Here is an 11,284-nt window from a genome sequence, read left to right as displayed (position 1 = left end):
ACCCGCCCGGCCCGGCGGCCCGCCCCGGCCACCCCACTCGCCCCGGTCCCCGATCCGCCCGCTTCCGGAGGACGCCATGTGGACGCACGAGCGGTACTGCGACGAGACCGGGCAGGAGGCGGCGGCCTTCGCAACTGCGCTGGAAGGGGCCGATCCGGACGCGCCGGTGCCGACGTGTCCCGGCTGGACGGTCCGTGACCTCGCGCACCACTTGGGCATGACGCAGCGCTGGGCGGAGATGCTGGTCCGCACGCTCGCACCCCGCCGCGTTCCGCAGAGCCGCGCCGGGCAACCGCCGGAGAACGACGCGGACCTGGCGTCCTGGTTCGCCGAGGGCGGGACGGCGCTGGTCGCGACGCTGCGCGCCGCCGACCCGGACGCGGAGATGTGGTCGTGGGCCGGTGACCCGCACGCGGGGTTCTGGTCCCGGCGGATGCTCTTCGAGACCGCGGTGCACCGCGCCGACCTGTTCCTCGCCCTGGGCCGCGGGTTCGCGCTGACCGGCGAGACCGCCGCCGACGGCGTGGACGAGTTCCTGGCGAACCTGCCGTACACCACGCCGTTCGCCCCGCACGTCGATCGGCTCCGCGGTGACGGCCAGACGCTCGCGTTCACCGCCGCCGACACCGGCGACCGCTGGACGGTCGCCCTGGACAAGGACCGCTTCGGGTGGCGGCGCACCAGCGCCGCCGACGACGTCCACGCCGACGCGGCGGTCCGGGCCTCCACCGCGTCCGACCTGTACCTCTTCTTCTGGGGACGTCTCACGGCCGACCGCCCCGGGATCTCCGTCGCGGGGGACGGGGACCTGCTGGCCCGCTGGGTGGAGAACTCCGCGATCTGAGCCGTCCCCCCGGACGACCTTCACCCCGATCCCCGCCACCCTTGGCCACTCGGTGCCCGGACTGGGCGGCCACCGGTGCTGAGCCCTGTCAAGGGGCTCGGGCGGTGGCCGCCCAGGCGGCGCGGAGCGCGGTCGAGGGGTTAGGGGAGGGCCAGCATCTGGTCGAGGGCGACCCGGGCGTAGTGCGCGGTCTCCGGGTCCACCTCGATCCGGTTGACGACCTCGCCGCGGGCCAGGGACTCCAGCGACCAGACCAGGTGCGGCAGGTCGATGCGGTTCATGGTCGAGCAGAAGCAGACCGTCTTGTCGAGGAACATGACGTTCTTGTCCGGGTGGGCGTTCGCCAGCCGCCGGACGAGGTTCAGCTCCGTACCGACCGCCCAGGACGACCCGGACGGGGCGTTCTCGATCGTCCGGATGATGTACTCCGTCGAGCCGATCTGGTCGGCGTTGGTGACGACCTCGTGCTTGCACTCGGGGTGGACGAGCACGTTCACGCCGGGCACGCGCCGGCGGACGTCCTCGACCGAGTCGAGGCTGAACCGGCCGTGCACCGAGCAGTGCCCGCGCCAGAGGATCATCCGGGCGTCGCGGAGCTGCCGCCCGCTGAGCCCGCCCTCGGGACGGTGCGGGCTGTAGACGACGCAGTCGTCGAGGGAGAGGCCCATCTCCAGGACGGCCGTGTTGCGCCCGAGGTGCTGGTCGGGCAGGAACAGCACCTTCGAGCCCTTGGCGTAGGCCCAGTCCAGCGCGCGCTTGGCGTTGGACGAGGTGCAGACCACGCCGCCGTGGCGTCCCACGAACGCCTTGATGTCGGCGGAGGAGTTCATGTAGGTGACCGGCACGACGTCGTCGGCGATCCCGGCGTCCTCCAGCACCTCCCAGCACTCCTCGACCTGGTCGAAGGTGGCCATGTCGGCCATGGAGCACCCGGCCGCGAGGTCGGGGAGGACCACCTGCTGGTGCGCGGCGGTGAGGATGTCGGCGGACTCGGCCATGAAGTGGACGCCGCAGAACACCACGTACGGGGCGTCGGGTCGGGCCGCGGCCTGCTGGGCGAGCTTGAACGAGTCGCCGGTGACGTCGGCGAACTCGATCACCTCGTCCCGCTGGTAGTGGTGGCCGAGCACGAACACCTCGCCGCCGAGGGCGGCCTTGGCGGCGCGGGCGCGCTCCACCAGCTCCGGGTCCGAGGCGGGCGGCAGCTCGCCGGGACAGTCCACACCGCGCTCGCTGGCGGGGTCGGAACCGGTGCCGAGCAGCAGCAACGGAAGATCGCGTACGGGGGTGGTCACGGGATGCTCCCTCCTGCGACGGAGCCTTATCGTCGCTTTGACGACTAATCCTCGCACATGCCGGACGCGCCGCGACCGAGGTGTGAGCGAGGTCTCCCCGGGAAAGACCGGCGGGGAAAGGAATGGGCTTAGGTCGGGGTACGTTGTTCTGGGAACAGGACTCTGCGGAAGCGCCCCGAGCGGTTCCGCCGGCCGTCCTCCAGGAACTGTGAAGAACGTCGCCTCGGCGGCGCTGTAGACCCGGGAGCACACCACATGACGGTTTCGGGCGAGACCACGCAGGAGACCACGCAGCAGGGCGTCGTGCTGACCGACGCCGCGGCCGAGAAGGCGAAGGGCCTGCTGGAGCAGGAGGGGCGCGACGACCTGGCCCTCCGCGTCGCGGTCCAGCCGGGCGGCTGCTCGGGCCTGATCTACCAGCTGTTCTTCGACGAGCGCGAGATGGACGGCGACGTCGTCCAGGACTTCGACGGCCTGTCGGTCCGCGTCGACCGGATGAGCGCCCCCTACCTGACCGGCGCCACCATCGACTTCGTCGACAGCATCGAGAAGCAGGGCTTCACGATCGACAACCCCAACGCCTCGGGCTCCTGCGCCTGCGGCGACTCGTTCAACTGACCCACGGGTCCGGAAGGCCGGTGCGAACCAACGCGCCGGCCTTTTCGCATGCCCGCGCCCGCGCGGCGCTTCCTCCGCGTCCGTGGCGCTGCGTCGGTCGCGCTTTCCCCGCGTCCGTGGCGCTGCGTCGGTCGCGCTTTCCCCGCGTTCGCGGTGCTTCGCCCGCGTTCGCGGCCTGTGCTCGCCTGCGTCGTCGGGCGCGCTGACGGAGGCTCGCGGGTCCTTCGCGTCCCGGCGCCGGGACCCGCGGGGCGTCCGGATGTCCCCGGACGGACTCGCCGCTTCCGTTGCACGGGCCGCGGCGCCGGGAAGTAGCCTCTTGGGGTTGTCCTACAGCCGGTGACAAGCCGGACGCCACACCACGAGGAGAGCGACGCCGTGCGCATCGCCGTAACCGGATCCATCGCGACCGACCATCTGATGACCTTCCCGGGACGCTTCACCGACCAGCTGATGCCCGACCAGCTCGACCGGGTCTCGCTGTCGTTCCTGGTGGACGAGCTGGAGATCCGCCGCGGCGGGGTCGCGGCCAACATCTGCTTCGGCATGGGCAGCCTCGGCCTGACGTCCTACCTGGTCGGCTCGGTCGGCGACGACTTCGCCGACTACCGCTCGTGGCTGGAGCGGCACGGCGTCGACTGCGGGTCGGTGCACATCTCCGAGCTGCACCACACCGCGCGGTTCCTGTGCACCACCGACCAGGACCAGAACCAGATCGCGAGCTTCTACACCGGCGCGATGAGCGAGGCCCGCGAGATCGAGCTGCGGCCGGTCGCCGACCGCGTCGGCGGGCTGGACCTCGTCCTGATCAGCCCGAACGACCCGCAGGCCATGCTCCGGCACAGCGACGAGTGCCGCACCCGGGGCATCCCGTTCGCCGCCGACCCGTCCCAGCAGCTCGCCCGGATGGACGGGATCGACGTCCGCCGCCTCCTCGACGGCGCCGCGTACCTGTTCACCAACGAGTACGAGAAGGCCCTCTGCGAGGAGAAGACCGGCTGGTCCGACGCCGAGATCCTGGAGCGGGTCGGCGTCCGGATCACCACGCTCGGCGCCAAGGGCACCGTGATCGACCGCGCGGGCGAGCAGGGCGTGCACGTCCCCGGCGTCGTGGTGGACAAGGTCGTCGACCCGACCGGCGGCGGCGACGCGTTCCGCGCCGGGTTCCTCACCGCCACGGCCTGGGGCCTCCCGCTGGAGCGCGCCGCGCAGGTCGGCAACCTCGTCGCCGCCCACGCCCTGGAGGTCCCGGGCGGCCAGGAGTACACGATCGTCAAGGAGCGCTTCCTGGGCCGCTTCTCCGCCACCTACGGCGAGGACGCCGCCGCCGAGGTGGCCCCGCACCTGTCCTGAACGCCCGCCGCGCCCCGCGCCGGCCGCCCGTGACCATGGAGGCCCGCGCCAGGGACGTGTCAGCCGAGGACGTGTGACCGGAGCCCCGGACGCGCCGCCGAAGAGCGGTCGCGGCCCGGGGCTCCGCTCCTCCTGACCGCGAAGGTCAGTAGGAGCGGCGGATGTGGAAGCCCCAGCCGCCCTGGGGGAGGGGCTCCTCCCAGACGAACTCCTGGGACTTCATGCGGCACCAGGCGGGGACGTCGGTGTGCGCGGCGGGGTCGTCGGCGAGGACGGCGACGACCTGGCCGACCGGGATCTCGCGGATCCGCTCGGCCAGCATGATGATCGGGATCGGGCACTTGCGGCCCAGCGCGTCGATGACCAGCACCGGGGGCGTGGCCCCGGGCGGCGCGACCGGCGGCGGCGGGACGGCGGCCTGCGGCGGCGCCTCGTCCTTGCGCGAGCGACCTCGGAACCTCATCGGCGCGTCCGCCTTCCCGTCCTCGCGGTGGTCGTGGGGGTCATGCGCCGGTCACCCCGGCGGCGGCGCGCAGGCGCGCCACGGCGTCCGGCAGCACGGCGAGGAACCGCTCCACGGCGGACGGCTCCGCGCCGCGCGGCAGCGATACCCGGACGTTCCCGTGCGTAATCACGCCCATCGCCTCCAGAACATGACTCGGACGCAGCGTATCGGCCGTGCACGAGCTGCCGGACGAGACGGCGAAACCCAGCCGGTCCAGTTCGGTCAGCAGCGCCTCGCCCTCCACGTAGAGGCACGAGAACGTGACCAGGTGCGGCAGCCGCCGGACCGGGTCGCCGACGACCTGGACGTCCGGCACCGTCGCGGGCACCCGTTCCCTCACCAGGTCGACGAGCCCGGACAGCCGGGCGTTCTCCGCGGGCGCCCCGGCGGCCGAGGCCTCCAGCGCGGCGGCGGCCCCGATGATCGCCGGGACGTTCTCGAAGCCGGGGACGCGCCGCCCCTCACGCTCGTCCTCCGGCAGCGGGGAGCGCCAGCGGGTGCCCTTCCGGACGACCAGGACCCCCACGCCGGGCGGCCCGCCCCACTTGTGCGCCGACGCGGTCAGCAGCGACCAGCCGTCCGGGACGGGTATCCGGCCGGCCGACTGCGCGGCGTCCACCAGCAGCGGCACGCCCGCCGCCCGGCACGCCTCGGCCGCCTCCGCGACCGGCTGCACCGTCCCGACCTCGTGGTTGGCCGACTGGAGGCAGGCGAGCGCGGTGTCGGGGCGCAGCGCCGCCGCGAACTCCGCCGGATCGACGCGTCCGGTCTCGTCCACCCCGACGACCGCGACCTCGCCGCCGTCCCGCTCGTGGGCCTCGGCGGCGTGCAGAACGGCGGAGTGCTCCACCGCGCTCACCACCAGGTGCCGCCCGACACGCCGACGCGACCGCAGCGCGCCGAGGACGCCGAGGTGGACGGCCTGGGTGCCGGACGTGGTGAACGCCACCTCGTCGGCCCGGACCCCGAGGACGGCCGCGACCCGCGCGCGGGCGCGGTCGAGCTCCAGCCGGGCCGAGCGCGCCGCGCCGTACAGCCGCGCGGGATCGGCCCAGGCCGAGTCGAGGGCGGCGAGCATCGCGGACCGCGCCGCGGGGTGCAGGGGTTCGGCGGAGGCGGCGTCGAAATAGCCGGTCAGCACGGCGTCCTCCGGCCGCCGGGGCGGGGACGCGCCGGACGGCCGGAGCCGCCCGGGACCGCCGCCGCGCCGAAACCGACACGCGACCGGACGCGGGACATCACGCGGGACCGGACGCGGGGTCTGACACAGGGCCGGACGCGGGGTCTGACAGCACTTGCTCGAGCCACGCCAGAACCCTAACCGGGCACCCCGGGAGGGGAGTCGCGGACCCTCGCGCTAGTGTGTCCCCCAAACGTGTAACAACTGATCTCACCGCCCGGGAGTTCCCTGGGCTCTCATCCGTGGGGAAGGCATTCCGTGAGTCCGACCCGCTCTGGGGAGCGGCGTACGCCTGTGCGCAGTCGCCGCGCAATCAAAAGCGCCGGCGCGCTAGGTCTGCTGGCGCTGTCCGCAACCGCGTGCAGCGGTCAGGCGTCCCGCCTGGGCATGCCCGAGCCGATCAGCGACCAGGCCGAGCGCATGCTGAAGCTCTGGCAGGGCTCCTGGATCGCTGCGTTCTCGGTGGGCGCCGTCGTCTGGGGCCTGATCATCTGGGCGGTGCTGTTCCACCGCAAGCGCTCCAGCGACCTGCCGCCGCAGGTCCGCTACAACATGCCGATCGAGATCCTGTACACCGCGGTCCCGTTCGTGATCATCGGCGTGCTGTTCTACTTCACCGCGCGCGACGAGTCCTACGTCGAGAAGACCACCAAGAACCCGGCGGTCACCGTCGACGTGACGGGCTTCCAGTGGAGCTGGCAGTTCGACTACAAGGAGAAGGAGGGCGGTCAGGAGAAGACCGTCGCCTCCGTGGTCGGAACCCCGGTCGCGCCGAACGCCCCGCAGGGCGCGAAGCCCGTCATGGTCGTCCCCTCGGACCGGACGATCCGCGTGCGGCTGCACGCCAATGACGTCATCCACTCGTTCTGGGTGCCGGCGCTCCTCTACAAGAAGGACGTCATGCCGGGCTACACCAACGAGTTCGAGTTCACGGCTCGCAAGCAGGGCGTCTACGAGGGCCGCTGCGCCGAGCTCTGCGGCGTGGACCACAGCCGGATGCTGTTCCAGCTCCAGGTGGTCTCGCCCGACCAGTACAACACATGGCTGGCAGGCCAGAAGGCCAAGGCGGCGGGGGGTGTCAAGTGACCGCGATCAGCCACGCGCCGACCGCGACGGTCGCCGCGTCCAGGACCCGCAAGGGTCGTCTGGTCGCCGACTGGATGTCGACGACCGACCACAAGAAGATCGGGTACCTGTACCTGATCACCTCGTTCATCATGTTCCTGTTCGGCGGAGTCCTCGCGCTGGTCATGCGCGCGGAGCTGTACAAGCCGGGTCTGCAGGTCGTGAGCAACGAGCAGTTCAACCAGCTCTTCACGATGCACGGCACGGTCATGCTGCTGATGTTCGCGACCCCGCTGTTCGCGGGCTTCGCGAACGTGATCATGCCGCTGCAGATCGGCGCGCCGGACGTCGCGTTCCCGCGCATGAACATGCTGGCCTACTGGCTGTTCCTGTTCGGCTCGCTGATCGCGCTCGCGGGCTTCCTGACCCCGGGCGGCGCCGCCAGCTTCGGCTGGTTCGCCTACGCCCCGCTGTCGGACGCCGTCCGCTCGCCGGGCATCGGCGGTGACATGTGGGTGATGGGCCTGGCCATGTCGGGCTTCGGCACGATCATGGGTGCGGTCAACTTCATCACGACCATCCTGTGCATGCGCGCCCCGGGCATGACCATGTTCCGGATGCCGATCTTCACCTGGAACATCCTGCTGACCTCGATCCTGGTCCTGCTGGCGTTCCCCGTCCTGGCCGCGGCGCTGCTGGCCCTGGAGGCCGACCGCAAGTTCGGCGCGCACGTCTACGACGCCTCGCACGGCGGCGCACTGCTCTGGCAACACCTCTTCTGGTTCTTCGGCCATCCAGAGGTGTACATCATCGCCTTGCCCTTCTTCGGCATCGTGACCGAGATCCTGCCGGTGTTCAGCCGCAAGCCGATCTTCGGTTACATCGGCCTGGTCTTCGCGACCATCTCGATCGCGGGCCTGTCCATCACGGTGTGGGCGCACCACATGTTCGTCACCGGCCAGGTGCTGCTGCCGTTCTTCTCGTTCATGACGTTCCTCATCGCCGTCCCGACAGGCGTGAAGTTCTTCAACTGGGTCGGAACGATCTGGCGAGGGCAACTCACGTTCGAGACGCCGATGCTGTGGTCGCTGGGCTTCCTGGTCACCTTCCTGTTCGGCGGCCTGACCGGCGTCATCCTGGCGTCCCCGCCCATGGACTTCCAGCTCTCGGACTCCTACTTCGTGGTGGCGCACTTCCACTACGTCGTGTTCGGCACGGTCGTGTTCGCGATGTTCGCGGGCTTCTACTTCTGGTGGCCGAAGTTCACCGGCAAGATGCTGAACGAGCGGCTCGGCAAGATCCACTTCTGGCTGCTGTTCGTCGGCTTCCACGGCACGTTCCTGGTCCAGCACTGGCTGGGCGCCGCGGGCATGCCGCGCCGGTACGCCGACTACGCCAGCGAGTTCACCGGCCTGAACGAGGTCTCCACGATCTTCTCGTTCATCCTCGGCGCCTCCATGCTGCCGTTCTTCTACAACCTGTACATCACGTGGAAGAAGGGCAAGCGGGTCACGGTCGACGACCCGTGGGGCTACGGCTCGTCCCTGGAGTGGGCGACCTCCTGCCCGCCGCCGCGGCACAACTTCGACTCGATCCCGAAGATCCGGTCCGAGCGTCCGGCCTTCGACCTGCACCACCCGCACGTGGGTGCCAAGGGCGAGCCGATCAACATGTCCAACCGGGTCGCGCTCGTCTCCGAGGAGAAGGCCGGCCACGCCGCGGAGACGGAGGAGTAGCAGCCGATGCGCGTACAGGCGTTCATGTTCTACGGGTGTGCGGTCTTCTTCCTCGCCACCGACGTCGTCTACTGGCTCTGGTCGAAGGACTGGACCGGCACCACGGTGCTGGCCCTGGCGTTCGGCCTGGCGGGTCTGATCGGCTTCTACGTCCACTTCACCATCCGGCGGCTCGAGGGCGGCAACGGCGGCCCGCTGTACGAGGACGACCCCGAGGGTGAGATCGCGGACGCCGCCGGCGAGCTGGGCTTCTTCAGCCCGCACTCGTGGTGGCCGCTGTACATCGGCGGATCCGCCGCGTTCGTCTCGCTCGGCATGGTGTTCGGCTGGTGGATGGTGCTGCTCGGCGGCGCCGGCCTGCTGCTGTCGACCGTGGGCCTGGTCTTCGAGTACTACCGGGGGCACTTCGCCCACTGACGGCGGTCCGACGACCCGCGCCGCGCGGGCCGGAACGGCGTTCCGGTAAAGCGGTCTTCAAAGGGGCCTGTGCCCGCGATCTCGCGGGTGCAGGCCCTTACATAATGAGCCCCCGTCCGGGGTACGACACTCTGCGAACAAGATCGTATCCGGACAGTGACAATCAAGCGGGGGTTCATCGGTGCGGGTCGGCAGGGTTGAGAGGACGGGCCGGGGCCGCCGCCGGGCCACACTGGGACTCGTCGGGGCGACGGTGGCGGCCGCGCTGGCCGCCGCGGGGCTGACGGGCTGCTCGGGCGGCGGGGCGGAACTGGGCAGGGACACCGCGGTGCGGCTGGACGTGTCGCCCGCGAGCGGCGGTGACGCGCTGCGGCCGGACACGGCGATCGAGATCGCCGCGGACCGGGGGACGGTCGAGAACGTGACCGTCCGGCACAAGGGAAATCCGGTGGTGGGCGATCTGAGCCCCGACCGGACGCGATGGAAGTCGCGCTGGGGGCTCGATCCAGGCACGGACTACTCGGTCACCGCGACCGCGCTGGGCCATGACGGGCGCACCAGGACGGTCACCACCGACTTCACCATCGCCAAGGTGCGCAAGGCGCTGGAGGCGTCGCTCGAGGCGCCCTACGACAAGGAGACCGTGGGCGTCGGCATCCCGATCATCCTGCGGTTCGGGCAGGGCGTCGGAGACCGGCGGGCGGTCGAGCGGTCGCTGGAGGTCACGTCCGCGAACCCGGTCGAGGGCGCCTGGCACTGGTTCGACGACCAGACCGTCGTGTTCCGGACGAAGCAGTACTGGCCGGCGCACACCAAGGTGTCGTTCCGCGCGCACCTGAGCGGTGTACGGGCCGGGAAGGGCTACTGGGGCGCCAAGGACGTGCGGGCCGACTTCCGCGTCGGCGACTCCCACATCAGCAAGGCGAGCGCCGTGACGCACATGATGTACGTCCGGAGCAACGGGCGGCTCGTCCGCAAGATCCCGGTGAGCATGGGCCGCGGCGGGGTGGAGAAGTACACCACCACCAACGGCGTCCACCTCACCATGGAGAAGGACGACCCGGTCATCATGGACTCGTCGACGACGGGATGCGGGCCGGGCTGCCCGGGGTACTACCGCGAGACGGTGTACGCGGCCGTCCGGATCTCCAACAGCGGCGAGTACGTGCACAGCGCGCCGTGGTCGGTCGGCGACCAGGGCAACTCCAACGTCAGCCACGGCTGCGTGAACGCCAGCCCGGAGAACGCGCGCTTCTTCTACAACCTCTCCTACCGCGGCGACCCGGTGCGCATCACCGGGACGTCCCGCGAACTGGAGCCCGACAACGGCTGGGGCTACTGGCAGGAGCCGTGGCAGAAGTGGGTGCAGGGCAGCGCCTTCAAGCAGGCCCTGAGCGTCGGGCCGCAGGGCAGCGCGCCGGTGCAGGCCAGCCCGGACGACGTCGCGAAGGCGGCGGGCGAGGCCCCGGCGCCGAGCGCGGCTCCGAGCGGGGTTCCGAGCGCGGCGCCCAGCGCGGTCCCGACTCCGGCGCCGAGCGCGATTCCGAGCGCCGTGCCGTCCGCGACGCCGAGCGCGGCTCCCGTGGCTCCGAACGTGTCTCCGGCGCAGCCGAACCGGGCGCCGGTGGCTCCGGGCGCTGAGCCCACGGGCCGGAGCGGTCCGCGTCCGGCTCCTGCGGGGGTGCCCACGGCCCAGGGCGCGGGGCCGCCGGGCCACTGACCGGGCCGCCGCTTCGGCGGAGAGACGGTACGGGCCGTCCGGTGATCACTCACTGGACGGCCCTGCCGCGTTGAGCGGTGCAGCGGATGGCGGGCGTAGCCGAGGGGCGTGCTGCGTCCGGTCAGGCCGTTCTCCGGCCCGTGCGGCGCGTCACGGCCGGGGCGTCACGGCCGGGCGAGCGGGGGCGGCTCGGGGACGTGGTGCGTCCGCGCCCAGTCGCGCGCCATGGCGATGCGCTCGGGCCCGGTCGGGTGGTCGGACCAGAGCTGGGTCTCCACGACGTCCGGCGTGAGCGTGGAGATGTTGCGCACCGACAGCTCGCGCTGCATGGTCGCGAAGGTCCTCGGGTCGCGGGTGAGGTCGAGGGCGTGCGCGTCGGCGCGGGCCTCGATGCGGCGGCTCACCAGGTTCTGCACCGGAGTCTCCAGCTGCGTCGCGACGGCGACCAGCGCGAGCACGAGCGCGAGGGCGCGCGGATCGCCCGCGCCCCGGTCGCGCGCCGACGGGTCGTCCGCGGCCTCCGCTCCGGTGGGGCGGCGGGACGCGGGCGG

11 protein-coding genes are annotated in these 11,284 nt (G+C 71.6%); 7 read left to right on the top strand and 4 right to left on the bottom strand.

Annotated features, from left to right (window positions below; all coding sequences use genetic code 11):
- Positions 1-844 (top strand): maleylpyruvate isomerase family mycothiol-dependent enzyme (locus DZF91_RS15920; protein ID WP_207661889.1); only part of this gene is annotated, 844 nt, incomplete at its 5' end.
- A 140-nt stretch (positions 845-984) separates the two neighbouring features.
- Here the strand turns inward: DZF91_RS15920 and nadA are convergent.
- Positions 985-2,139: a quinolinate synthase NadA gene (gene nadA / locus DZF91_RS15915; protein ID WP_117358246.1), complete on the bottom strand. Its 1,155-nt coding sequence runs from the start codon at positions 2,137-2,139 to the stop codon at positions 985-987.
- A 255-nt stretch (positions 2,140-2,394) separates the two neighbouring features.
- Between nadA and DZF91_RS15910 the strand changes: the two genes are divergently transcribed.
- Both DZF91_RS15910 and DZF91_RS15905 read left to right on the top strand, forming a co-directional pair.
- A complete protein-coding gene (locus tag DZF91_RS15910) occupies positions 2,395-2,757 on the top strand; it encodes a HesB/IscA family protein (protein WP_117358245.1) in 363 nt (120 codons plus the stop codon).
- Positions 2,758-3,135: 378 nt separating this feature from the next.
- The gene (locus tag DZF91_RS15905; protein ID WP_117358244.1) at positions 3,136-4,110 is read left to right on the top strand and encodes a carbohydrate kinase family protein; all 975 of its coding nucleotides are present in this window, start codon (positions 3,136-3,138) and stop codon (positions 4,108-4,110) included.
- A 145-nt stretch (positions 4,111-4,255) separates the two neighbouring features.
- On the opposite strand, the gene DZF91_RS15900 is transcribed toward DZF91_RS15905, so the two are convergent.
- A complete protein-coding gene (locus DZF91_RS15900) occupies positions 4,256-4,573 on the bottom strand; it encodes a sulfurtransferase TusA family protein (RefSeq protein WP_117358243.1) in 318 nt (105 codons plus the stop codon).
- Between the two features lie 40 nt (positions 4,574-4,613).
- Positions 4,614-5,756, bottom strand: coding sequence for a cysteine desulfurase family protein (locus DZF91_RS15895; protein WP_117358242.1), 1,143 nt, complete (start codon positions 5,754-5,756; stop codon positions 4,614-4,616).
- A 297-nt stretch (positions 5,757-6,053) separates the two neighbouring features.
- Here DZF91_RS15895 and ctaC point away from each other — a divergent pair, with 297 nt between their 5' ends.
- From ctaC to DZF91_RS15875, 4 genes are all read left to right on the top strand, one after another.
- Entirely contained in the window at positions 6,054-6,881 is an 828-nt protein-coding gene (ctaC, locus tag DZF91_RS15890; RefSeq protein WP_456236649.1) for an aa3-type cytochrome oxidase subunit II, read from the top strand.
- A 74-nt stretch (positions 6,882-6,955) separates the two neighbouring features.
- A complete protein-coding gene (ctaD, locus tag DZF91_RS15885; protein WP_235834333.1) occupies positions 6,956-8,596 on the top strand; it encodes an aa3-type cytochrome oxidase subunit I in 1,641 nt (546 codons plus the stop codon).
- Between the two features lie 6 nt (positions 8,597-8,602).
- Positions 8,603-9,013, top strand: coding sequence for a cytochrome c oxidase subunit 4 (locus DZF91_RS15880; RefSeq protein WP_117358239.1), 411 nt, complete (start codon positions 8,603-8,605; stop codon positions 9,011-9,013).
- A gap of 181 nt (positions 9,014-9,194) precedes the next feature.
- Entirely contained in the window at positions 9,195-10,733 is a 1,539-nt protein-coding gene (locus tag DZF91_RS15875; protein WP_235834331.1) for a L,D-transpeptidase, read from the top strand.
- A gap of 164 nt (positions 10,734-10,897) precedes the next feature.
- On the opposite strand, the gene DZF91_RS15870 is transcribed toward DZF91_RS15875, so the two are convergent.
- The coding region (locus tag DZF91_RS15870) for a M48 family metalloprotease (RefSeq protein ID WP_147341169.1) at positions 10,898-11,284 on the bottom strand (387 nt) is incomplete at its 5' end.

This window comes from Actinomadura logoneensis (assembly GCF_003428695.1).
GTDB classification, from domain to species: Bacteria; Actinomycetota; Actinomycetes; order Streptosporangiales; family Streptosporangiaceae; genus Spirillospora; species Spirillospora logoneensis.
Note: the sequence above shows the minus strand (reverse complement) of the source record. Positions and strands in the feature narration are given on the sequence as shown.